Below are 24358 nucleotides of genomic sequence, written 5' to 3'. Positions count from 1 at the left end.
CTTAGATTAGGATACATCCAATGAAATTCATCTTTTCATGTGTAGATAAAAAAGATCACGCGCACGTCCGTGCCGAAAATCGTCCTGCGCATTTGGAATACCTCAACCAGTTTATTGATCATATCGTCGTCGCAGGTCCAACACTGGGCGCTGATTACGAAAGCATGACAGGCAGCCTGCTGATCCTTGAATTTGATGACGACACTGCTGCACAAGAATTTGCCCTAAACGATCCCTACAACAAAGCTGGCCTCTTCGAGCAGGTCACAATCACACCTTGGAAACAGGCCCTGCCGAAATAAGAACAAAACCAATGGAAATCTCTATTGGGGAACTTCCTCATCTTACCAAATATCAATAGCACTGCTTGTTTACTGGGTGAGCAGTGCTATTCTCCTACCAAGGAATTCCCAGAATAAAAGGAGGTCACGTTGGCATATTGGTTGATGAAGACGGAACCCGGTAGCTGGTCTTGGGACGATCAAGTTGCCAAAGGCGTTGAGCACTGGGACGGTGTCCGCAACTATCAGGCATCAAATAATATGAAAGCGATGCAGATCGGAGATCGGGTATTCTTCTATCACTCAGTAAAAGAAAAGAAGATTGTTGGCATCGTTGAGGTATGCAAAGAGTACTACCCCGATCATACAGATAAATCCGGGCGCTTTGGCATGGTCGATGTCAAAACGCTTTACCCCATGACATCACCAGTCAGCTTGGAAGAAATCAAAGCACATCCCGATTTACAAGATATGGCACTAATAAAACAATCACGGCTTTCTGTGATGCCAGTAAGTAATGATGAATGGCAGATTATTTGTGAGATGGGCGATACCAAACCTTATTAAACAAGATACCCTTAAGATCGGTTCGCTAAATACAGCGCAAGATACCCAGACCAAAACAATACACGATTCAGTCTTTCGCCAGAATTTTCCCCACGGCCTGTTCCAAAGCGGTTATCAGCCCTTGGCCTTCTTGTCCTCCGTCACCCTTTAGCTTTTGCGTCAGAATAATCCGCATCGTGTTCACGTGGGCTTCAATCAGATCAAGTCGTTCGCCTGCCCTTTCAGCATTTTCCTGAATAAAATGACACAGTGATTTTGCAGCTAATGATAAAAGAGGATAGCTGAATGTTGCTGCCTGACCTTTGATATTATGACTGATACGATGGATTTCAATTATGCGATCTGCGCATTCATCGTGATTGCTTTTTGCCTGTAGAAGAAATTCATTAATGTTGGCGATTTCATCCGCAACAAGAACCTCGTAATCACCCTCCATCTCTGAAAGTGCATTTTCGGCTTTTTCAACGATATCCTCAAGTTCAGGACCGCCTTCTGACGGCACCTTTGGCTTCAGATTGTTCGTCGGCATATGCAATTTCACTTCCACTTTTACTTCCTGTATATTTCCGAAACGATTAAGGTTTCGGCTATACTAGCACCAAGTTTACAGGATAAAACCTTAATCAAGTACAAAGAAAAATATCCTGCTCAGAGATTCAATCTAAAGGTTAAAATAACGATGATCTTAACTCTGAGAGCCTTGATCAAGTAGCTTGTGAAAACCGGCGTAAAGGTTGATCAGCTATTGGCCAGTGAACTACCGCAGCAAAAACACCCAGAAAAATTGAAATCCACCATACCAGATCATAGGATTGAGTAGAATCATACAAAATTCCCCCTAACCAAACCCCTATAAAACTGCCGACCTGGTGGCTAAAAAAGACAAAACCAAACAAAGTTCCCATATATTTAGGGCCAAAAATTTGCGCAACCAGACCCGATGTCAAAGGAACAGTGCTCAGCCATAAAAGCCCCATAACAAAGCCAAAAATTAAAAAGGACACTGTTGTGGCTGGCATGAAAATAAACGCAAGAATGGCCGCAGATCGTGCTAGGTAAATTCCGGAAAGTAAATATTTTTTACGATAGGCACCGCCTAACGCCCCCGCTGCATAAGAGCCAAAAATATTCGCCAACCCAACAAGAGCCAGCGTCCAGGCCCCTACTTCCGGAGCCAATCCTTTATCAATCGCATAAGAGGGAAAGTGAACTGTTATAAAAGCCAAATGAAAACCACAAACAAAGAAACCCGCAATAAGCAACCAATACCCTCGATGTCGAGCAGCTTCTTTTAAGGTATCAACCATAGAGTCAGAATTTTTAAGCCCGGAGTCCGCCAAGCCTTGCGGAGCAGATGACACGCCGCGCAAAAAATAAGCGGCGGGAATAATCAACATCAACAACCCAGCAAGAATTAACAGGGCATCCTGCCACCCAAAGCTCTGTAACAAACTACTGCCAAGGGGAATAATAAGGAATTGCCCCAAAGAAGCAGATGCCGTTGCAATACCCAGTGCCAAGGACCGTTTTTCTTCAGCAACCGAGCGACCAATAACAGCCAGAACAACGCCAAAAGTCGTGCCACTCAGACCAATACCAACAAAAAAACCCGGCCCCATATGTGATGCTATTGGCGAATAATCCATCACCCCTAGAATAATACCACCAGCATAAATCAAGGCACTTAATGCCAAGACGCGCCCAGCACCATAACGGTCAGCAATCATGCCCGCAAAAGGCTGTGCTGCACCCCAAAGCAAATTTTGAATGGCAAGAGAAAAGGCAAGAACTTCACGACCCCAATTCAACTCGTCAGAAATCGGTTTCACAAAAAGGCCATAGCTAGACCGAATTCCAAAGGCCAGACAAAGGACAACACAACCAGACAGGAGAACCACCCAGATAGGTCGTGAGGAAGGTATATTTTTTTCAGAAATAGCCATAAAAGTTAGCTCTATCAACTGAGGGGGGAGATAAAAATTTGAACCATTACCTATGAAAAACAGCCACCAATCCACAAAGCTGCATCCCAGAACTTAGTACCAAAAGCCTCTAAAGATCCGGGAAACACAATCATAATCAATAAGCAAAAGATTATAATAGCGAGCAATGCCAATAGATGTCGTTTAACAGAACTCATAATGAATACTATACTCGTGGTTATTCAAATCACCAATTGAATCAAATTAATCCCTTGCCTTAGATTTTATAATACATCTAAGGCGAGCTATAATTTCTCTTCACATTAGGATATAAACTATACCCGAAGCAAAATTGTTTTCACCTTGCTTTAACTTCTTGGCATTACCCTAAACAATTACTACTGCGCTCTCAAAATAAGAGAGTCATCGAAACCTGGGGGCCAAATGGGCAATGACAGTTTGATAAGTTCCTTGCGACAGGAACGGGATCGTTTTCTCGCTTTTGCTTTTTGCCGAGCGGATCTGTTGCTTGAGCTCTCGGAAAAACGGGAAATCGTTTTTGTCAGCGGGGCGACCCAAGCCATTTTCGGGCACGCAGTAGAAGAGCTTATCGGCATGTCTATTGACGACCTTGTCCTGCCCCATGAAGAACCTGTGCTAAAGAACCTTCTTTCCGGCATGGTTGGTGGTGTCAGACCCAACCCCATGAATATTGATTTTAAAAATAAATTAGGAAAATCCCAGCCGCTTTCGCTAACGGGTTATTATGTTGAAGACCTTGAAAAACATTACTTTCTGTCTTGTAAGCTACCGACTGTCGTATCTGCAACATCCCCCAAAACAAAACGGGAAGCAGGGGGGACCGTTGTTCATGACAGGGTGAGTTTTGGCAAGGCAGCAACAGAACATCTAAAAACCAATCCCGATGATAAACTCACATTTATCGAGTTGGAAAACTACGATGAGTTTGCAAAGAAGCTGGATAAGGATACCCGAGAAGAGTTATCTGAGACAATCAACAGCTATTTGCGAGCCAGTTCTACAGAGGCAAATTCGGCAGCATCATTCGGAAACGGTAAGTACGGGCTGATCAGTCGCCCGGATCTGGACATTGACAAATTAACTGACGAAATTTCTAAACAAGTCAAAGCGGCTGACCCTAAGGGAATTGGACTAAAAGTTGAACAGGCCAGTATTGCCCTTGCTGATAGCGGTATTTCGGGTGGCAACGCAGCCCAGGCGCTAAGCTTTATGATTCAGCAATTTGCCCACGATCAAAGTGAAAGCTTTAGTTTGGAAGATCTTGCGCATTCGTTACCAGAGATTTTAGCGCGCATCAAAAAAACAGCAGAGCGTATTATCAGGGTCACCGAGGGTGAAGACTTCATGATTGTCTTCCAACCAATTGTAGATTTAAAGACCCGTGCAATTCATCACTATGAAGTTCTGGCGCGTATAAACGACGAAACGGGATCACCACAAGAATTTATAAGATCTGCAGAGGATTTGAATCTTATCAAAGGTTTTGACCTCGCGATTTGCCGCAAAGCAATCAAGTGGATACAGAACAATCCCAGCACGCAATTCAATAGATCAATCGCAATAAACTTGTCTGCAGCCTCTATCGGGGATGCTGATTTCATCAATCAGCTCACACCATTATTAACTCCTCTGAAAGACTCTCCAGAGTCCCTGTTATTCGAAATCACCGAATCAACAAGAATACCGGACCCGCTTATTGCCAATGAAGCAATGCAGACCCTTCGCAAACTCGGTCATAAAGTCTGCCTTGATGATTTTGGAGTCGGTGAGGCCTCTCTCCAATATCTTCGTCAGTTTCAGGTTGATGTACTCAAAATTGACGGTAGCTATGTCCGCGATGCCCTAGAAGATGAAACATCGGCTCACATACTCAAAGCCATAGCTGATCTGTGCCGAAAGTTAAAAACAGAAACTGTAGCCGAGATGGTAGAGGACGAAGAAACCACAAAATTATTGATCAACTGCAACGTTGATTTCGGACAAGGTTATTATTTCGGCCGTCCCTGTAACGATATCAGTATTTTTGAAGAACCCGATAAACCACGCACTGTTGTGCGTCGTGGTGAAACAACAGAGAGTTGGTCCTGAAACCCGCCTTCAAATCTGTTGCTATCATAATCTTGGTTTTCCCTGCCCCCCTTACTTAATTTAATCCTTTTTCTGTTACTCAGGCTTGGCCCCTGTCCAACAACAAAGGCCGATGTGAACAACAACAGTTGCTGCATCGCAACATAATTTTCATTAACAGGACAACACCTTATCGATTATTTCCAAATTACCCTTGAGAAATCAGGAAATTCCGTAAATAATCCCTGCGAACAAAAAACCGCTGATAAAAATAAAGCAGCGCAACAATAAATAATAATAGGGAGACCGAAAAATGTCGGACGCCACTGTTTTCCCCGTTCCGGAAGACCTCGCCCAGAATGCCTGGGTTGATGAACCCCGCTACCTTGAAATGTACCAGCAATCCATCGAAGATCCCGAAGCATTTTGGGCTGAACATGGTAAACGCATTCACTGGTTTAAGCCCTTTACCAAAGTCAAAGATGTCAACTATGGCCCCGGCGATGTGCACATTCGCTGGTATGAAGATGGCACAACAAACGTTTGCTATAACGCCATTGATCGCCACCTGCCGACAAAAAAAGATGACACGGCAATTATCTGGGAAGGTGATGATCCCAGCGAGCATGAGTACATCACTTATGGACAGCTTCACGATAACGTAAGCCGTTTCGCCAATGCCATGAAAGCCCGCGGCGTGAAGAAAGGTGATCGTGTCACCATCTACATGCCGATGATCCCCGAAGCCACTTATGCGATGCTGGCCTGTGCCCGAATTGGTGCCGTTCATTCCGTTGTATTTGGTGGCTTTTCACCAGATGCGCTGGCCGGTCGAATTCAAGGCTGTGAATCCAACTGTGTGATCACCGCTGACGAAGGTTTGCGCGGTGGGCGCAAAGTGCCCCTTAAGGCCAATACCGATAAAGCACTAGAGTCCTGTCCTGATGTCGATACCGTTTTTGTTGTTAAACGCACTGGTGGTGATATCGACTGGAACGACAAACGCGACGTCTGGTGGGATGAAGCCTGTGCTGCAGCTGACAAAGAGTGCCCTGCGGAAGAAATGAAGGCCGAAGACCCGCTTTTCATTCTTTTTACATCCGGCTCAACCGGAAAACCCAAAGGCGTTCTTCATACAACTGGCGGCTATCTCGTCTATGCATCAATGACTCACAAATACGTCTTTGATTATCATGACGGCGATATTTACTGGTGTACGGCTGATGTCGGCTGGATTACCGGCCACAGCTACATCGTTTACGGCCCACTGACCAACGGTGCAACAACACTTGTTTTTGAAGGTGTTCCAAACTACCCAACAGCTTCGCGCTTCTGGGAAGTCTGTGACAAACACAAGGTTAATATCTTCTATACTGCGCCAACCGCGATCCGTGCCTTGATGCGTGAGGGCTTGGAAGCCGTTAAACGAACATCCAGATCAACAATCCGTCTTCTTGGTACGGTTGGTGAGCCGATCAATCCAGAAGCATGGATGTGGTATCATCAGGTTGTTGGTGAAGGTCGCTGTCAGATTGTTGATACTTGGTGGCAAACAGAAACCGGCGGTATTCTGATTACACCTTTACCGGGGGCAACACCGCTGAAACCGGGATCAGCAACACGGCCCTTCTTTGGCGTGAAGCCGCTATTGGTTGATAACGACGGGAAACCATTGGAAGGCGCGACCGAAGGCAACCTTTGCATTTCTGACTCTTGGCCCGGACAGATGCGGACACTCTACGGAGATCACGAACGCTTTGTTCAGACCTATTTCTCGACCTATGACGGTCTTTATTTCACCGGGGACGGCTGTCGCCGCGATGAAGACGGCTATTACTGGATTACCGGACGCGTTGACGATGTGATCAACGTTTCCGGCCACCGCATGGGAACAGCCGAAGTTGAATCAGCCCTTGTGGCCCATGCTAAAGTCGCTGAATCAGCTGTGGTTGGTTATCCGCATGACATCAAAGGCCAGGGCATTTACGCCTATGTAACGCTGAATGCGGGTGAAGAACCTAGTGATGAGTTGCGTAAAGAGCTTGTGACCTGGGTCAGAAAAGAAATCGGTCCGATTGCGACACCTGATATGCTGCAATGGGCACCGGGACTGCCAAAAACCCGTTCTGGCAAGATCATGCGCCGTATTTTGCGTAAAATTGCCGAGAACGATTATGGCAGCTTGGGGGATACCTCTACCTTGGCTGACCCGTCGGTCGTTGATGACCTGATTGAAAACAGAATGAATAAATAAATCATTCTTCGCTTTATCAAAGGCAGCTTCTACCAGAGCTGCCTTTTTCTTTGGGCCGCCTTTATCATGCTGGGTCTTTCCATTGTTGCTTCAAAAAATCTAGTAACACACGCAGTTTCAAAGGGACAAAATCAAGCTTCTGATAATAGAACCACATTTCAAAAGTTTTACTTCTTAAATGCGGTAATACCGGAACAAGGCCACCCCTTTTAACTTCGTCCTGGATAATCAATTCCGGGATATAGGCAATGCCCTGCCCCTGACAAGCTGCGGCAATCAAAGCTTCTGTATTATTACTGGAAATCCGCCCGGAAACGTCAACAGAGGCATCTTGAGTATCATCACATCGAAAATGCCAAGTCGTCGCCTTTGTGTTTTCTCCGTACAATAAACATGCATGTGATCGCAAATCATTGCTTTCAGACAGAGGTTTGCTCGCGGCCAGATAATCCGGACTGGCAAAAAGCTGGTTATAATAGCGACACAATCGCTGACCAACGTAAGCCATGGAATCTAGGTCATCAATCTGCCGCGCCAACGAAAGATCAACTCCGGCTAAAGGCAAAGTCTCATACGCAGCAGATTTAAACTCAACATCTATATCAGGGTTTTGATTTAAAAATGCTCCCAACTTGGGCAACAAAACTCTGTTCAATAAAGGGGACGGTGCCGCAAGGGTAAGACGACCTCGCGGACTTTTCCCCAAATCCTGTGTTTCATCCAAAAGGGTCTGCCACTGACCATGCAGAGAAACCATACGGTGATAAAAATTACTTCCCGCTTCGGTCAAGGTAATACGTCGAGTAGTTCGCCTTAACAGCTGTACCCCCATCGCCGTTTCCAGTTCGGTAATCCGCTTGCTGATAACCGATGGACTGACGCTCATAATGCGAGCCGCTGCTGCCATTGTCTTGTTTTCCACGACCGTTTTAAAAATCAAGGCGCGTTGAAAGGAATCCATATTCGTTCCAAAATGAGAATAAACAATTACCAATTATGCTAATTGTTCTTGTTTATTTAGGCAATATGATGCCCCGTCATTCATAAAAGCCAAAAGGACAAGACGATGTATGTTGTAGAGATTGTGAGCTGGAAATCCGCGCCAAACGTGACAGATCAACAGATGATCGATGCTGTTCAGGCAATGGTTCCCGACCTCGAAAAACTACCCGGATTTAGGTATCAGTCTCTCTTAAAAGATGATGCCGGCCTATGGATAGATATTTACTATTGGGACACCAAAGAAGATGCCCACAAATCAAACGACTTGATGGCAAACAAACAGTCTTTGCAAAACCTCATCGCCCTTATTGATATGAGCAGCTTGAAGATAGATGTTTTGGCACCGCACCAAGAGTCATGCCACATAAGTTTCACTCGCTAGAGAACTTTTAGCGACTATAAATTACAAAATGGTATGCCACCAATCGGCATACCATTTTTTTTTCTCTGGTCTTTCTAGACCAAACCTTCATATATTTTCTTTTCCGGGTCGATTGCCGCACGCTCTTTTTGTCGCATCAACTTCCAGACCTGAAAAAGAGCATCCGAAAGCTTGCTTTCCCCGGCAATCGGGGTTGCGCTTGGATCGCTTGTAATGTTTCCGAGATTCATCTGCGTGTAGTAATCGCGCCACATCAACGCAGCATTTTCATCCAACCCCTGATCAATCATAATCTGAAGCCAGTCATTCTGGGGTAATGACAGAGATGCAATATGCTTGTTGAGAACATTCCGCCCGGCTTCAACAATGTCGTCCAGATTGTAAGCTTCCGGCCCGTGAAGCTCTAACAGGCTATAGCCATCAAGCGGATCAAGGGCTGCTGAAACCAGAACGGAGACAAGATCGTTTCGTGCCACCATGGCATAGTTTTGCTTTTCAATAAAAAAGCTGGGGAATACCGAATGGTGTTTGGCCATCGCCATACCAGACGCCAGATTTTCCATGATAAAAGCCGTCCGGATGATCGTCAGATTTTTGCAACAGCTTTTAAGCTCGCTTTCCAACTGTCCAAGTATTTTGGCCCAGCCAATTTTTTTCTCTGCCCCCATAGCTGACAACAGCACGATTTTTATCTTTTGCGCATGATCAGCCCGAAAATCTGAACCGCCGGAAGAAAGTGCCTCAACCAAAGCAGAACGATAGCCATCCGCCGCCCCAAGCAAACCTTCTTCACTCAAAAAAGGCGGCAAGATAGCAATCAGTGTCTGCACACCGGAAAGCGCCTTTGCCCAACTGGATGCATGTTTGGGATCACCTTCGTTCACATCAACCCCGCGGCCACGCCACAAATCGCGACAGGCTGCATCCGCAGTCAAAACCCGAACCAGTTGCCCCTGTCCGACCAACTGTTCTGTTACCGCGCGTCCAATGGGGCCACTTGCATCTGCCACAAGGTACATTCCAAAAACTCCCTTTAGATTAGACCTCCCTTATCTCTTTCTTGTTCAGGTCAATCAAGAAACAAAAAGACGCAGACGGTTTCTTTTGGAACAGGCTGCTGAGCATATTGTTTTTATTTTGAATCCAATAAAATGATAGACTATCAATGTGGCGATTTTCTCTCTGCCAACACACCAGATAACCAACCAGAAGGTGACCAATGCGATCAAGCTGTCCCATTTCCCAAACACTGGAAATCCTGGGTGATCGCTGGACGCTTCTGATCATTCGCGATCTGATGCATTTTGGCAAAAGCCAATACAAAGAACTTTTGAGTTCTCCCGAGAAAATTTCCACCAACATCCTTGCGGATCGTCTCAAGCGCCTCGAACAGTCAGGTATTGTTGAGAAAAAGTCCTATCAGGATAATCCGCCGCGCTACGCATATCGCCTCACCCCAAAGGGACAGGCACTTCGCCCCCTTATCCGCGAAGTAACAACCTGGGGGCTGGAATATATTGAGGGCACCAAGATACCATTGGATGCGTTGAACAAAGAGACTTCCGAGAACGAAACATCTGGTTGATCAACTAGTTTGAATGAACTGCAATCATCAGAGCTTCAAACCGCACTTATCGGGCTTTTGAAACTACTACAGCGTCAAGAAAACGTCCGATTAATTTACAAACGCAATAACACCAAAGGTTGTGCATCAGTCAATTTTATATAATGTTTGAATTATTACCGAACTTCCGCAACCAACCCAAAGCGGACATATTGCCCGATTTAAAAATAGATCGAAGAGAAAGAATTTAACAGCATATGGCGCAGGTAGAGAATATTGCAGTAACAGAGAAATGTTTGTGGGGTCGCGTAGATACCTTGTACTCGAACAATAATTTTCACAGTGATGAATACTTCTTGCCAGTTAAGTGTGAGCACAGGATCAGGGTTACTCATGCTTGACCAATCATTTTCACCAAAGAATTTTCGAAAAATATTCGATATAGAGAACCGAAAAGGTAACTATTTGGAGAAAAGGTTTTTTCCTGAATTGCTTGAGATTACTCAAGAGGTTCAAAGGAAAAAAAACGAATATGAAAATCACAAATCTAAAAAAAATGAACTTACAGCTGAAGAGTATATCGAAGATCTTGAAGCTTTAGGTGAAGAATTAAGGCAACTTAAAGAACAGAGAGAGGCAAAGATTGGTGAAGAGCTAGAAAAAATTTCTGATGAAGCACTTCACTCTGATCTCGATATCAAAATAAAAGAAATTGATATTGGAATGGGGAAGGCCGCTTATACAATAGAAGATAAAGCTGTTTCATATTTTACATTAAGGCAAGTTCAATACAATATTCGCAGAATCTATAAGGTAAAACAAAGTAATCGCCATCATATAATTTGCCAATTACGTGAATTGTTAAGCGATAAATTCCCAAAGTATATTGTAAAAACAGACATAGTTGGATTTTATGAAAACATACCTAGAGACCAGCTTATAAGTAAAATAAATGGTGACCCATATCTATCGATTAGTACTAAGAAGATAATAAAAAAGGTTCTGTATGAATACGGTAAATTATCCGGAAGCCCAAAAGGAATACCCCGAGGTATAGGATTAAGTGCTTATTTATCTGAGCTATACATGAGAAAGTTGGATATGGAGATTTATCGCTTTCCTGGCGTCATTTATTACGCGCGGTATGTCGACGATATTATTTTCATTTTTTGTCCACCAGCTAATGGAAATCCAATTGACGTTGGGCGATTTTTCCAAACTCAAATTTCTTCGCTTAAATTAGAATATAATAGTGCAAAAACACGATTAATTAGATCGCATCCATCAAATGAATTTTTTTTTGAATATCTTGGGTATAAAATTCAGGTTGATGCAGGAAATGTGTCCATTGGGTTAAGTGAGAAGAAGAAAACTCGATACAAAACTAGAATTAATTTAGCTTTTAGTGATTATTTATACAGTCGAAAAAATTCAGAACGACAATCCCGAAAATTACTAGTTAATCGATTGAAATTTCTTGCTGCGAATACCCGCCTTGTAAACAACAAAAAAAATGTAGTTTCAGGGATATATTTCTCCAATCCTCTTATTTGTAAAAAAGGAATTCAGGATTTAAAGGAACTTGATGATCATCTCAAATCTAAGACTTCAGTGCTTCAGTCTAAATATTTAAAATCAACGATTTTTAAGCAATCTTTCATAGAAGGATTTGAAAAAATAAGATTCTATAAATTTAAGCCCAGTGAATTAGAACAAATAGTGGAGGTATGGAAATATGTCCGCTAGAAAATTGAATATTAAATATAAGAAAGAACGGACACTTCTGTCAGATGTATTACCCTATGAAGTGCCTCTTTCATTTTCAAACCGCCATTTTTATAGCTTTGTCTTAGAAAACAAGATTGAATGTATCAATGCTGACAATAACATTTCACTTCGCTGGAAGAAAGGCAGTAAAGCACTTAACTCATTGATGCATATTCTTTTTTCTTTACCTTTGAATCCTAAGAAAGTTGCTGACAAAAAAATTGAAATTAAAGGTTTTGAGACCACATTTGAGGTATTCAATAATGGTGCACCTGGGAAAGGGGATAGTGCACATACAAATCTAACCCCGTTTAGCTTCAAAATAAATCACAAAAAGTCTGAATTTAGAGAATTGACCATACCGCATCCGCGAAGCCAAATGTCTGTGATCGAGTTTTATGATCGCCATAAAGAAACAATTTTATACTATACCTCACTTAGCAATTTTTCTTTAAGAAGACCCAATAAAATTTCAACATATAAATTTTTGAAAGATCGACTTCATTTTAGCCGATTAGCGAATACTGAAATCGATAGTATTATTGAAGAGCACAATAAAGAACACGAAAATTTAAAATCGTTCTTTTCGTACAAAGAAATCAGTAATATTTATAAGTTTTATGAATCATTTTTATATCACAAATGTGAAAAGCGATACGATAACTTAGAAAAATTGGATGTATCAAAGTGTTTTGATAGTATTTATACCCACTCAATAGTTTGGGCTGTTATTGGTAAAAGCGCTTCTAAGGAATTTATCACTAAGGCCAATAATAGCTTTAGTGGTCGCTTCGATAAACTAATGCAACGCCTACATTATGGTGAAACTAATGGCATAGTTATCGGGCCTGAATTCTCGAGAGTTTTTGCAGAAATCATTCTTCAAAGAGTTGACCGTAATCTAGAAGAAAGACTTAAGAAAACACCCAATAAATTAAAATTTAAACACGATTATGAAATATATCGTTATGTTGATGATTATTTCATTTTCTATAATAATGCTGAAGATAAGACTTTAATAGTCAATGAACTACAAATCGCCCTTAAAGAGTATAAACTTTCATTAAATTCAAATAAAGCAGAAGATTTTAATAAGCCAATTATTACTGACATCACTATTGCTAAAAATCAAATCTCGAAATTTTTAAGTAAAAGTCTACAATATAAATGTGAAGAGGTGAGTGATGATTGCGGTGAAATAAAAACAGTAGGTTCAATATCTGTTAATGCTAACCGCCTTATAACCACCTTTAAAACCATTATAAAAACTAATAATGTAGATTACAAAGATATGCTCAATTACACATTTGCAGTGATTGAGAAAAAAATTGAAAAAATACTATATAACTATCATTTTGTAGAAAAAACCACGCATAGTGAACGTCAGTTAGTTAATGCATTATTACATATACTTGAGTTCGTCTTTTTCATTTATACAGTTTCCCCAAAGGTTAATACAACCATCAGGTTATGCCGGGTAATTAGATCAATTTGTGAATTTCTCCTGGGAATGAAGAATAGAGAATATAGTAATCAAATTCACAAATTAATTTTTGATGAAATATCCTTCGTTATAAAGAAGAACAACAAAATCGGCTATTCTCAAATTGAAACTCTTTACCTCCTTATTGCTTTAACACAATTAGGCAAAGATTTCTGGCTAGAGGAATCTGCATTAATTGAATATTTAGGCCTTGAACCTGAAAAAATTGAAGAGGTAGAAAGGAACTTTGATTATTTCTCTATAACAGTATCATTATTTTATATGAGAAATAAAAAGAGATATGATCATTTAAGAAAGAAAATCGAGAAAATCGCTTTATTTAAAGTCGAAACAAAAAAGAAAACACGCTTCAAAGAGGCTGAAATGACTATGTTAGCTCTTGATATAATTTCATGTCCATATGTTAGTAAATCAACCAAACAAAAAATTTTGAGTAGTTTCAATGTTACAGAACTCTCTACTCAAAACGATATTATTAATTTCAAATCAAAATCTGGACGTCGACAATTATGGTTTACCAATTGGGATAATTTCAATTTTGGAAAAGAGCTAGACGCTAAGCAAAGCCAAGAGGTATATTAAATTTACGCAATCACCTAACTTACGGATTGTCCTAGACAGTTCACACACATGCGTATGGTATTGCTGGATTAAAACAGCATAACCAATTAAAGCGGCCATGGTGAGCCGCTTTAAGCATATTTACTCCCTTTTTTGCAGTTTCCCAGCTTTGATTTTACAAGGGCCTAATCATTACCTAACTAAAAATAGGGAGAATTAAGAAATTCTGGGTGGCCTGATTTATGTTAATTCGAATGATAGCAAAAATATGGAACTTACGAAGACAAATTTCATTCATTACTTGAGCTGTCCAAAATCCTTTTGGGTGTACAAGAAAGATAATGAAAATTATCCAGACGGTAATTTCACTGCTTTTATGCAAAAGCTGACTCGCGAGAGTGACGAAGTTATGGAGTACGTACACACTCTTTTCGAAGCCTCAAGAAATAGCACTATAAGTTATCATAAAACCTTTCGGTCGAATGACGGCCTGTTAACAAAAATCGACTGTTTTGAGGTTAATGCCAAGAGTCAAACTTGTTTATATGAAGTTAAGTCCTCTACTAGCATAAAGAAAAGTGGAAATAATAATCATATAAAAGACGCCTGTTTCCAAACTATTACAGCTGAAAGAAGTGGCCAAAAAATAGATAAGATAATTCTCATTTATTTAAATGGAAAATATGTACGTAAAGGAGCTATAAATCCAAAATCTTTACTCATCTTCGAAGATGTAACTGATGAGGTGCGTAAAATCTACGCAGAAACTTCTACAGAAATAAATCAAGCTTTACATCTTTTGGCTAAGGCTAAAATTGACCTGAAAAGGTGTAGCTGTATCTACAAGTCAAAAGCTCATCACTGTGATACCTTTGAGTATTTCAATCCGGATATATCAAATCAATCCATATATAACTTGCCAAGGCTAAGCCCGAAAAAACGGAAAGAATTTTTAATGGCAGGGATAATGAATTTACAGGATGTACCAGTTAATTATTTACTGTCGGAAATACAAACCCGCGTATTAAGATCTGCACAATCAGGGGAGCCTCAAATTGATAGAACCGAAATATCGGACACCCTGAAGGAATATCAATATCCACTGTATTTTTTTGACTACGAAACATATGCCTCCGCAGTTCCCTTGATTGATGGAGTTTCACCACACAAACATTTTCCAATCCAATACTCACTTCATATTCTAGAAAAAGATGGAACTTTAACTCATAAGGATTTTTTGCAACATGAAGCAAAATTACCATTAAATTTAATTGAGCAGATGGAAGAGGATTTTGGAGAAACTGGAAGCATTGTTTCTTGGCATGCATCATTCGAAAGAAAGCAAAATCAGGAAATGGCAAAATGGTATCCCGAAAAACGTAACTTCCTAAATGACATAAATTCCCGGCTGGTTAATCTGGAGGATGTGTTTAAATTAGCTTATGTTGATGCACATTTTGACGGCTCGACATCGATCAAGAAAGTATTACCTATTATTTGTCCTCATCTTGATTTTAAGGAGTTAAATATACAAGATGGCACTTCTGCTATGGACGCATGGGAGAAAATGATTGCTTTTCCAGAAATAGAAACTAAAATTCAAGCGAAAGCGCTTCTTTCATACTGTGAGATGGATACCTTTGCTATGGTCGAGATTTACCGCTTTTTGATACAGCTTTAACTCAATGATTTATAATAATAATTCAACATAACTGGTCCTCCCTTTAAAATAAATAATCAGTTTATAAAATTAAAAATTCCCCCTAATTATGGTATTAATATTCAATAGCCGAACGTCGGCTAATGGAACTAAGTAGCTATAAATCATGGTCTGATTTATTAGTCGCAAGTATTATGGTTTGAGACAGATGATTGCATTTCGTTAGACCTAGCTATTCTGATTGATACCACCTAAAAAGGAACGTCAACGGCCTTACACAGAAATCTCATCAGCGGCGCGGCCGTTTTAAAGCCTTCAACAACTTCGTTTAAAAACTCGGGACGTTGAGCTGCTTTGGGTGTTGTCCGGTGCATCAGGAAAAAGGTTTTGCGTTTGAGATCCTCAATATGTAGCTCGTCAGCTGAAAAACCTTTTGGCGGACGCTTGAGCCCATCGCCACCGATTTCGCCAAAAACATCGCGGATCGCCGGATCTGATAAAACCTTGTCCCATTCTTTCGGACGATCAACGATTGCCCGCCTGATCATATAAAGCGCATCACTTGGCGGCATCCAGATTCCGCCGCCATACAGCACTTCATCCGTTGCCAGATGAACATAGAAACCCGGTGCATGGGCATCCCGGCCCAACGAATGACGGAAATGACACGCCGCATGCTCTTTATAGGGCCGCTTGTCTTTCGAAAATCTGATATCACGATGAATTCTGAACATCGACCCGCCATTACGACGGGCATCGGCCACAAAATGAGGGGTAATTTCGGCTAAAGGCTCGACCATTGCCTGAATAAAATCCAGTAAATGATCCTGTAACGTTTCCCGATAGCGCGCTTTGTTTTCAGCGAACCAATCCCGAGTGTTGTTTTCTTTTAGATCTTCCAGAAACTCAAACCCTGCTTTGGGAAAGCCGGGAAAGTCAGTGCTCATTTTTTATCCCCCTCGTTTAAACATGCTGCCGTCAAACTTTGGAATTTCACTATTCATTATATCCCAAGACACAGCCTGTTTAACAAACATATCTGCGTCAGCTGAATAGGATTCAGGTTTATCCAGGCTCATTGCTATAATCAAAACCATCCCTTTCGCAATTTCCGGGGTCCCGTAGATTCGGCTGTTACATTTCGAACAGCAATAGCTTTTCATCGCACCACCACTTCCGCCCTGATGCTCAAAGCAATTCAAATCCCCTGTGACAGTAAAGCTGGTTTCCTTCACCCCCACCAACGCCACATAAGGGCTCCCGCTCAATCTTTGACAATCGCGACAATGGCAATTCACTTTAAAAAGCGGCTTTGTACAATTCGCCTGATATCGGACCTGGCCACACAGACACCCACCTTCGATTTTTTCAGTCATTCAAATTTCCTTTTAGTGTGGTTTTGATCAAATACCCAACTAACTTGCAAAATAAAAGTGACTTAATTATGGCAAGTAATTAATGGAATGTCATCCCGCTGCCTTGTTTCAGAAGAGATCGTGGCGACAATAGACGATAGTTGCCATATTTCAGACACTTACCCCTTTTCTGACACAGGAATGCTCGAAAGATGTACCCAACTTTGTCCTCTTCTTGTTCCTTCTCAAATGCCCGGCGAGAACTTAACTTTTGCTTATCGACGCAATCAATTTGTCAACAAAGGAACAGACAATGAAAAAATTAATTTCCAGTGTTATTGCTCTTGGTCTTATCGCATCTGCATCAATCGCAAGTGCTGCTGAAATGACAGGTCGTGTAATGACCGCAGATCCGGCAACAAACACAATTATTCTTGAAAACGGTACTGTGATGGAGCTTGTCAACGGCCTGACAGTAGAAGGTCTGGAGCCAGGTACAGAAGTTGTTCTGACTTATGATGAGAAAGAAGGCAAAAATCTGGTAACAAACATTGCACCAGCTTCTTAATCTATCAGCTTGTTGAGCAAACAAGCACACATCGTTACCTGAATAAGCCGATAAGTCAGCGAAACCAAACCCCATTCGCCCCTTATCGGTTTATTCATTTCTGGGTTGGCTTATTCTTTTCAGGCATTTTTGAATGAAGTTTAGTTCTCTTGTTCAGAGTTTTTAAGCTTTTCGCGGGATCCTGCAAGACGCCTCTTACGAGCCTCGGCATAGCGTGTCGCTAATTTAAAAGATATCCAATAGCCCAAAGCACCTAACCCCAAGCTATAGGGTATAAACCCAACTAAAATTGAGGTTCCGACCTGTTCCAGCATAAAGTGAGAAACCTCGACAATAGTTTCCCATATACCACCTTCCAGCGTTAGATGTTCCCCCATCATACGCGAAAAGCTCTCAAAATCCTGCTCACCATCAAAATCGAGCAGCATCAAGCGCCCTGTTATATAATAAAGATAATACAGCGGTATCATGGTAATGGGATTAGAAAGCCAGGACCAGGCCATCGCAATAATCAGACTAAATTGCCATTTGACGACATATCGGCAAAGCCACCAGACAATAAAAACACTATAAAGCTGAATACCAACCGTTGGTGTCATGCCAAGTGCCAAGCCCATCATAACGCCTCGGGCAACGATTTCGGGCTGGTCAACAGATCGTAAAACGGGGATTACGAGACGGAAATAGAGAAGACGAAGCAAACCAGCAATGGTTTCCTTCTTATTTCGGGCGTGAATTTTCTTCTTAAACCAGAATCTCATTTAGTTTTTTACAAACGCCCTCTGTTACCACCTTTTTCGTATCGTTTTTTAACGATCTTTTTTTATGGTCCTTGTGACCGCTCTTAGCGACTGTTATAAACCAAAATTATCTATAGTCCACGGACAAAAATCCGCCTTTCGCGAGATAGCGGAAACCAGAGGACCTTAAAACTATCTCATGCAAAGGGCAGCAACAGCATGAATCTTCCCAATTGGCTTAGTGTGTTTAGAAGTGGCGCAGGTTTTATCGTCATTTATCTTCTCCTTCAGGGAACGCAGGCATATTTACTTGCAGCGATTGTTGTCATGATGATTGCAGAGATTTCAGACATGGCAGACGGTCATATCGCCCGTCGTTATGGTCAGGTCACCAAACTTGGCATGATCATCGATCCCATGAGCGACAGCCTCTATCGTGCTATGGTCTTTATCGGCTTTCTGGGTATCGGCTGGATTCCAGTATGGTTCGTCGCCATTATCATCACCCGTGACATCGTTGTTTCTTATTTGCGAATCTTTGCCCAGCAGCAAGGTTTTACCATGGCCGCAAGGTCCAGCGGCAAGATAAAAGCCATCGTACAGGCCTGTGCACAGGTCTGGACCGTCGGTCTCTATGCCCTAAGCGGTTTTTTCAGCCAGTATATGGATACGGTTCAGGTATCGTTCTGGCTATTGGCAATTGCAACGGCTGTGACAGCATGGTCCGGTATTGACTACGCCCTTGGCTATATCAAATCCATGCGGGAAGCCGGCTAGAGCACCTGCGCTGACTTATTATCTGTTTGTGAGTATCTTTATAAAAACCAGGCGTCAGCCTGAAGATTCTCGCGTTGTTACGCTTCGCCTATTTCAATGTCGTCTATGACCCACGGTGCAAACTGCGCGATTTCCGGCATGCACTTTTGTGTGAGAGTATCGCGAGATATATCGCTTATCATCTTTTGCAGCGATTCAAGTTCATGACGACGCGTGGCCAGCATCAAGCTGCGCGAAAAAGCAGGACCTGGCAGTGGTTCACAACGGATATTGTTCAGGTGCGTTTTAGCCTGTAACAGACACAAGGGCGTCGTAATAGCCCAACCAATGCCTACGGCAACCATCGCCAGGGTCGTATCTGCCGTATCAAATTCAAAACGTCGCCGTGCAATTATATCAAGTGACCTCAGATGATTCTCAATATTAATCCCGGTCAATGACCGAGAACTATATCGTACCAATGGTAAATCCAAATTCAATTGATTCAGACTTTCAACGGGCTTTTGATAATTCCCGGGTAACGCCAAAACAAACGGTTCTTGTAACAAGCGGTGCGAAATAATGCGTTCATCTGATGGAATGCTACCTTCGGTTATGACCACATCAACTTCGCGCGTAAAAAGCCGCTTGAAATGAAGCTTTGTCAGCCCCGACCAAACGGACCATTCCACTGCTTCATCCATAAGCCCCCTGACAAGATGAGGGCCAACCGTCGTCCCGAAGGAATCAACCATTCCAATATTAAGTCTTGGTAGCGATCTTTGTTGATATGCCCTGACAAGGAAAGATGTTTCCCGCGCTGTGTCCAACAAGGATTTGGCGCGTTCAAACAAAGTTCGCCCAGCCGGGGTCAAGGCCGGAGGACGCACCGAGCGATCCATAAGCTGCACGGCCATTTTTCGCTCAAGAGCACCCACAGCTTGGGAAACAGCAGACTGAGAAATCTCCTTGTGCTCTGAGGCGGCTGTCATTCCACCCGTTTCTACAACAGTGACAAAAATATCCAGCGCACGAAGATCAAGATCAAAATCAGACATCAACCCAACAACATGTTCGCCAGCTCGACAAAGCCTTTACCGCTTCGTTCGCGTGTAATCCATGTCGGGTTATGTGACATCCTGCCAACAAAATCTTGCACATTCGCAACACCAACCGAATGCGGGAATCGGGCAAACATGGGGGAATCATTTGGTGAATCGCCAGAAAAAATAACCTGATCCAAAACCTGATCCAGCTTCTGGCCATAAGCCTCTTGAAACAAGACTTCTGTCATGGACAGTTTATCATAATTCCCAAACCACCCATTCACATGAATTGAGCTAACTTTGGCTTTCGCGCCCGCCTCTTCAAACAGAGAGACAATTTTATCAATTGATTCCTGTCCCAAGGGAACAACATCTTCACAAAAATCCACCGCAAGGTCGGCGACCCGATAGTCTTGATCGGATGCGATCCCAGCCCCTGGAACTTTGAGGGGAATTGACTGACGCAACTGATTAATACGCTTGCGATCTTCTGCTCGCTCTTTTTCTTCTTTCCAAAAGCGACAGGTCATTTTTTTGGCATGATGGTCATAGCGAAAGTAAAATGCGCCATTCTCACCAACAATCGCATCCACAGGCCACATTCGGGCAAAATGATCACACCATCCAGCTGGCCGACCCGTAATAGGAACAACTTTAAACCCCGCTTTGTTCAAGCTCTCCAAAGCGGCGTAACTTTCTGCACGCAGCAAACCATCGGTCGTCACTGTATCGTCAATGTCTGTCAGAACGTAACGAATTTGGCTTTTTTCAGCCTGAGGAAAATCACTTAAGGGTTTCATCTGTTCACCATTGATAGGGCTAAGATTGCCAATCACGCCCCAGAATATACCAATACATTTATGTCGGCATTTATGTGTACAGCGGGAAATAAAAAAAGAAAAGCATAGGTCCACAGTATTGCCAAAATGATCAAAACGATAAAATGTTCAACCTACTCCGTTAGCTTTTTAAACACCGACGCCAATCGCTTACAGCCGGATTCAATCTCGCCCTGTCGGCATGCACCATACCCCATCAACAGTCCCTGTCTGGCAACTGATTTATTATTATAAAAAAGAGACAGGGGAGACGCCGAGATGTTCATTTTGTCTGCTGCGGCAACAACTTCACGATCTGTCGTTCTTTTATCTGCCTTATCCGTGAAATAGGCAGTAATGTGTAATCCGGCAATATTTGGATTGATTTCCAGATAATCAGATAAATATTCTTCTATACCATCAACAAGCATTTTTTGACGTTGTGCATAAACCTTTCTCATACGCCTGATATGTGATGAAAAATGACCTTCGGCCATGAAATCCGCAAGAGCAGGTTGGGCCAACAAAGAAGAACGTTCATCCATCAGCATCCGCGCAGACCTGACAGCATCAACCAGATGATCAGGCACAACGAGATACCCCAGACGTAGAACATGAAACAGCACTTTGGAAAATGAACCGAGATAAACAACCCGGGACGCCCCTTTCAAATGCCCCCTTCTTTCTGCTTCCAGTCCCTGCAACGAAGAGATCGGCTTACCGGAAAATCTGAATTCACTTTCATAATCGTCTTCCAATATCCACGCGTCATTTTCTTCGGCCCAGTCAAGAAGCTCTAGCCGTCGTCTTAGCGACATCACGATCCCTAATGGGTATTGATGAGATGGCGAAACAACTGCCATTCGGGCATTTTTTGCCATCGAACGCCCCGTTTGAACAGACAAGCCTTCATCATCAACTGGGACAAAGGCCATCTCTATTCCGGCGGAATGCAAAGGCCCCTTCAGTCCCGGATAACCAGGCTCTTCAAACCAGGCCGTATCTCCTGAATCCAACAAAATCCGTGCCATGAAGTCAGTAGCTTGCCGGGCACCGGATGTGATCATGACTTGCTGCCAATCACATTTTATTCCCCGGGCGACACGTAAATAATCGGCAATTTCTTTCCGCAGAGGAATGTACCCACAAGGATCAGGATTCCGAAGCAAGTCATCCTTTGGATAACGCCAGGTACGAGAAAGAGAACGCGCCCAAAGCGGGAAAGGAAAAGATTCAACATCCGTCATCCCCGGAGAAAATGCCGGATAGTTTTTATGAGCTCGTTTCTCTTTTTGCATTATGGCCAAGTGCTCCCCACGTCTGGAAAGCCCTCGTTGTCCAATGCTGGGGGGTACTTGTGAATAAGAAGATGTTTTTGCGGGCACCAACCCGATGTCATCAGGTAACTCATTGGAAATATAAGTGCCCGAACCACTTTGACCTTCCAGATATCCCTCGGCAAGTAACTGGTCAAAAGCCCCCAATACTGTATTTCGAGAACACGCCAACTCTTTTGCCAAGGCACGGGTTGACGGCAACCTTTCCCCTGATTGCAATCGGCCACTTAACACCATTTCTCTCAGTTGAGAAAAAAGCTGACTTTGGAGGGAATCACTACTGGTTCTATCCAAAACCAAATCTAGTAATGGCGTATTAATTGGCTTACCAACCATTCTTAACCCTCAAAATTGGCCCTTATAGTTGAAAACATAAGTATTAAAACATTAGAACCGATTTTCAAATGTCATATTTTTCAACCGCCCAAAGCGAATGTGTACCGCTTGCATCCCGACAAATTGAACCCTGACAATATCGGTACTGCAGAAGACATAGATCTTTGCTATGAAAGATTATCTTCCTGCTACAAAGCCGAGCCTCATGACACAAACTCCGCAAGAAAATAACAACATCCTCGCTATACTTGCGCCCGGCACCTTTGTTTTAATTTGGTCAACTGGCTTTGTCTTCGCCAAAATGGCACTGCCTTACGCAGAAACAATGACCCTTTTGGCCACGCGGTTTCTCATCGCAGTTGGTCTTCTTTTGCTTATTTCTTTTATCTGGAAAGCAAAATGGCCCAAAACTCTGATGCAAACAGTGCATATCGCCATGGCAGGCATCTTGCTGCACGCGCTCTATCTGGGGGGTGTTTTTGCGTCGATTGAATTGGGCCTCCAGGCGGGTGTCGCAGCACTAATCGTCGGGATTCAACCGCTATTGGTTGCCTTTACTGCTGGCATTTTCTTGAAAGAAAAAATCACGATCAGACAATGGGTAGGCCTTTTCCTTGGTGTCAGCGGCGTAATCTTGGTCGTCTGGGCAAAACTTGAAAATGGCTTAGGCACGCCACTTGGCGTCAGTATTGCTGTTATTGCTTTGTTTGGCATTTCAATAGGCACCGTCTACCAGAAACGTTTCTGTGGCGAGATGGACTTGCGCACGGGCGCAGTGATTCAATATACCGCCGCGTCAATTCCCACCGGCATCCTCGCTTATTTCACCGAAAGTATGACCATAAACTGGACCGGGGAAATGATCTTTGCCATGTTCTGGTTAGTGGTGGTTCTATCAGTCGGGGCGATAAGCTTACTCTATGTCCTGATCCGCAAAGGCGCTGCGTCAAAAGTCTCAAGTATGTTCTTTCTTGTGCCTCCAACCGCAGCACTGATGGCATGGGTACTTTACGATGAAACCTTCAGATCCACCGCGCTGATCGGTATGGCCATGACCGTGTTCGGTGTAGCTTTGGTAAATTTAAGGCCAATAAAAAGACTTGGCTTGAGAACCAGACCAAGCTGAGGGGGCAGTTATTTTTTATGCCCCATCAAACGATCTTCCAGATCGCAGGATTCATCAATAATCAAGGTATAGAGCTTACGAACGAAGTCTGGATCAATACCCTTTTCAGCACCAGTCGCAGCATTTCTTTCACGAACTTCATCAACGCGGTCTTGCAATACTGCCGGAATATTATGTTTGTTTTTTAACTCTGCAACTTCGCGAATAATTGCAAAACGCTGCGAAAAAAGCTCCATAATTTGATCATCAAGATCATCAATGCGCCGACGATAAGGGCTAAGAAGCTCCATAACTATTCGTTACTCCAACTTTAAGAATTAAAAACGATGCAAATAAATCAGGCTTAAAAATCGACACAGATACCCTTGCGCTCCCAATCACCATAGCGTGTTGGCTCCGGTCCACTCGGCCCACCGATTTCAGGCTTTTTATCCAAGCCTTCCATCAATTGCTTTTCACGTAAAAGGCGGGCTTCCATAGCCTTATCAAGGTCATCAGCCGTCACCTTCTTGCGCTTGGCACCAGATGTAATATCACCCGGAGCCGGGAAATGATTCTTCCTAGCTTTTTGTTGAGGTGTATGTGTCGTAAAAGATCGTGTCATAGCTATTCATATGGCATGTCACGATGATAATGCCAAGCCTTCAGACCAAAAGATATTACGCATCTTGTCGCGCCAGCGTTAAAAGCACCCTGCCCCGAC

General features: G+C 42.8%; 24 protein-coding genes. 12 read left to right on the top strand and 12 right to left on the bottom strand.

What is annotated here, in order from left to right; all coding sequences use genetic code 11:
• Nucleotides 1-20 precede the first annotated feature (20 nt).
• The gene (locus tag WH95_RS16435; RefSeq protein WP_046509316.1) at nucleotides 21-302 is read left to right on the top strand and encodes a YciI family protein; all 282 of its coding nucleotides are present in this window, start codon (nucleotides 21-23) and stop codon (nucleotides 300-302) included.
• 129 nt (nucleotides 303-431) lie between these two features.
• Nucleotides 432-848: an EVE domain-containing protein gene (locus tag WH95_RS16430; RefSeq protein WP_046509314.1), complete on the top strand. Its 417-nt coding sequence runs from the start codon at nucleotides 432-434 to the stop codon at nucleotides 846-848.
• 67 nt (nucleotides 849-915) lie between these two features.
• Here the strand turns inward: WH95_RS16430 and WH95_RS16425 are convergent, their stop codons facing one another.
• On the bottom strand, nucleotides 916-1395 hold the full coding sequence (locus WH95_RS16425; protein ID WP_157845990.1) for a hypothetical protein: 480 nt from the start codon (nucleotides 1393-1395) through the stop codon (nucleotides 916-918).
• Between the two features lie 157 nt (nucleotides 1396-1552).
• Nucleotides 1553-2791 (bottom strand): MFS transporter, encoded by a 1239-nt coding sequence (locus tag WH95_RS16415; protein WP_046509308.1) that lies wholly within the window; start codon nucleotides 2789-2791, stop codon nucleotides 1553-1555.
• Nucleotides 2792-3214: 423 nt separating this feature from the next.
• Between WH95_RS16415 and WH95_RS16410 the strand changes: the two genes are divergently transcribed.
• Nucleotides 3215-4900, top strand: coding sequence for a sensor domain-containing phosphodiesterase (locus WH95_RS16410; RefSeq protein ID WP_046509307.1), 1686 nt, complete (start codon nucleotides 3215-3217; stop codon nucleotides 4898-4900).
• A 292-nt stretch (nucleotides 4901-5192) separates the two neighbouring features.
• Nucleotides 5193-7133 carry an acetate--CoA ligase gene (gene acs, locus WH95_RS16405; protein ID WP_046509305.1) on the top strand — a complete coding sequence of 647 codons (1941 nt, stop codon included), beginning with the start codon at nucleotides 5193-5195 and terminating at the stop codon, nucleotides 7131-7133.
• A 64-nt stretch (nucleotides 7134-7197) separates the two neighbouring features.
• Here the strand turns inward: acs and WH95_RS16400 are convergent, their stop codons facing one another.
• Entirely contained in the window at nucleotides 7198-8094 is an 897-nt protein-coding gene (locus tag WH95_RS16400; protein WP_046509303.1) for a LysR substrate-binding domain-containing protein, read from the bottom strand.
• Between the two features lie 105 nt (nucleotides 8095-8199).
• Here WH95_RS16400 and WH95_RS16395 point away from each other — a divergent pair, with 105 nt between their 5' ends.
• On the top strand, nucleotides 8200-8517 hold the full coding sequence (locus tag WH95_RS16395; RefSeq protein ID WP_046509301.1) for an antibiotic biosynthesis monooxygenase family protein: 318 nt from the start codon (nucleotides 8200-8202) through the stop codon (nucleotides 8515-8517).
• Nucleotides 8518-8591: 74 nt separating this feature from the next.
• On the opposite strand, the gene WH95_RS16390 is transcribed toward WH95_RS16395, so the two are convergent.
• Nucleotides 8592-9536, bottom strand: a complete 945-nt coding sequence (locus tag WH95_RS16390) for an SDR family oxidoreductase (RefSeq protein ID WP_046509299.1) — start codon at nucleotides 9534-9536, stop codon at nucleotides 8592-8594.
• A gap of 200 nt (nucleotides 9537-9736) precedes the next feature.
• On the opposite strand from WH95_RS16390, the gene WH95_RS16385 reads away from it, so the two are divergent.
• The 4 genes from WH95_RS16385 (at nucleotide 9737) to WH95_RS16370 (ending at nucleotide 15594) form a co-directional block, all read left to right on the top strand.
• Entirely contained in the window at nucleotides 9737-10102 is a 366-nt protein-coding gene (locus WH95_RS16385) for a winged helix-turn-helix transcriptional regulator (RefSeq protein WP_046509297.1), read from the top strand.
• Between the two features lie 372 nt (nucleotides 10103-10474).
• On the top strand, nucleotides 10475-11827 hold the full coding sequence (gene drt3a, locus WH95_RS16380; RefSeq protein WP_046509295.1) for an antiviral reverse transcriptase Drt3a: 1353 nt from the start codon (nucleotides 10475-10477) through the stop codon (nucleotides 11825-11827).
• Complete coding sequence (gene drt3b, locus WH95_RS16375; RefSeq protein WP_046509293.1) at nucleotides 11817-13934, top strand: antiviral reverse transcriptase Drt3b; 2118 nt, start codon at nucleotides 11817-11819, stop codon at nucleotides 13932-13934. The genes drt3a and drt3b overlap by 11 nt, the downstream gene beginning before the upstream one ends.
• 247 nt (nucleotides 13935-14181) lie before the next feature.
• Nucleotides 14182-15594 carry a DUF2779 domain-containing protein gene (locus WH95_RS16370; RefSeq protein ID WP_046509291.1) on the top strand — a complete coding sequence of 471 codons (1413 nt, stop codon included), beginning with the start codon at nucleotides 14182-14184 and terminating at the stop codon, nucleotides 15592-15594.
• A 230-nt stretch (nucleotides 15595-15824) separates the two neighbouring features.
• Here WH95_RS16370 and WH95_RS16365 read toward each other — a convergent pair whose 3' ends face one another.
• Both WH95_RS16365 and WH95_RS16360 read right to left on the bottom strand, forming a co-directional pair.
• Nucleotides 15825-16520: a DUF2461 domain-containing protein gene (locus WH95_RS16365; RefSeq protein WP_046509289.1), complete on the bottom strand. Its 696-nt coding sequence runs from the start codon at nucleotides 16518-16520 to the stop codon at nucleotides 15825-15827.
• A 3-nt stretch (nucleotides 16521-16523) separates the two neighbouring features.
• Nucleotides 16524-16949 carry a GFA family protein gene (locus WH95_RS16360; RefSeq protein ID WP_046509287.1) on the bottom strand — a complete coding sequence of 142 codons (426 nt, stop codon included), beginning with the start codon at nucleotides 16947-16949 and terminating at the stop codon, nucleotides 16524-16526.
• 292 nt (nucleotides 16950-17241) lie between these two features.
• On the opposite strand from WH95_RS16360, the gene WH95_RS16355 reads away from it, so the two are divergent.
• Nucleotides 17242-17496 carry a DUF1344 domain-containing protein gene (locus WH95_RS16355; RefSeq protein WP_046509284.1) on the top strand — a complete coding sequence of 85 codons (255 nt, stop codon included), beginning with the start codon at nucleotides 17242-17244 and terminating at the stop codon, nucleotides 17494-17496.
• Between the two features lie 140 nt (nucleotides 17497-17636).
• On the opposite strand, the gene WH95_RS16350 is transcribed toward WH95_RS16355, so the two are convergent.
• Nucleotides 17637-18257 (bottom strand): DUF2062 domain-containing protein, encoded by a 621-nt coding sequence (locus WH95_RS16350; RefSeq protein ID WP_046509282.1) that lies wholly within the window; start codon nucleotides 18255-18257, stop codon nucleotides 17637-17639.
• Between the two features lie 198 nt (nucleotides 18258-18455).
• Here WH95_RS16350 and pgsA point away from each other — a divergent pair, with 198 nt between their 5' ends.
• On the top strand, nucleotides 18456-19013 hold the full coding sequence (pgsA, locus tag WH95_RS16345) for a CDP-diacylglycerol--glycerol-3-phosphate 3-phosphatidyltransferase (protein ID WP_046509280.1): 558 nt from the start codon (nucleotides 18456-18458) through the stop codon (nucleotides 19011-19013).
• 77 nt (nucleotides 19014-19090) lie between these two features.
• On the opposite strand, the gene WH95_RS16340 is transcribed toward pgsA, so the two are convergent.
• The 3 genes from WH95_RS16340 to pdxR form a co-directional block, all read right to left on the bottom strand.
• On the bottom strand, nucleotides 19091-20050 hold the full coding sequence (locus tag WH95_RS16340) for a LysR family transcriptional regulator (RefSeq protein WP_046509278.1): 960 nt from the start codon (nucleotides 20048-20050) through the stop codon (nucleotides 19091-19093).
• The gene (locus WH95_RS16335) at nucleotides 20050-20838 is read right to left on the bottom strand and encodes an HAD-IIB family hydrolase (RefSeq protein ID WP_046509381.1); all 789 of its coding nucleotides are present in this window, start codon (nucleotides 20836-20838) and stop codon (nucleotides 20050-20052) included. Before WH95_RS16335 ends, WH95_RS16340 begins: the two co-directional genes overlap by 1 nt.
• A gap of 152 nt (nucleotides 20839-20990) precedes the next feature.
• Entirely contained in the window at nucleotides 20991-22529 is a 1539-nt protein-coding gene (gene pdxR, locus WH95_RS16330; RefSeq protein ID WP_046509276.1) for a MocR-like pyridoxine biosynthesis transcription factor PdxR, read from the bottom strand.
• A 169-nt stretch (nucleotides 22530-22698) separates the two neighbouring features.
• Here pdxR and WH95_RS16325 point away from each other — a divergent pair, with 169 nt between their 5' ends.
• On the top strand, nucleotides 22699-23655 hold the full coding sequence (locus WH95_RS16325) for a DMT family transporter (RefSeq protein WP_245622990.1): 957 nt from the start codon (nucleotides 22699-22701) through the stop codon (nucleotides 23653-23655).
• Between the two features lie 8 nt (nucleotides 23656-23663).
• On the opposite strand, the gene WH95_RS16320 is transcribed toward WH95_RS16325, so the two are convergent.
• Entirely contained in the window at nucleotides 23664-23945 is a 282-nt protein-coding gene (locus tag WH95_RS16320; RefSeq protein WP_046509274.1) for a chorismate mutase, read from the bottom strand.
• A 53-nt stretch (nucleotides 23946-23998) separates the two neighbouring features.
• Nucleotides 23999-24259: a DUF1674 domain-containing protein gene (locus tag WH95_RS21875; protein WP_052742095.1), complete on the bottom strand. Its 261-nt coding sequence runs from the start codon at nucleotides 24257-24259 to the stop codon at nucleotides 23999-24001.
• Nucleotides 24260-24358 lie beyond the last annotated feature (99 nt).

This window comes from Kiloniella litopenaei (assembly GCF_000982415.1).
In the GTDB taxonomy this organism is placed as follows: domain Bacteria; phylum Pseudomonadota; class Alphaproteobacteria; order Kiloniellales; family Kiloniellaceae; genus Kiloniella; species Kiloniella litopenaei.
This window is presented reverse-complemented; position numbering and strand designations above follow the sequence as displayed.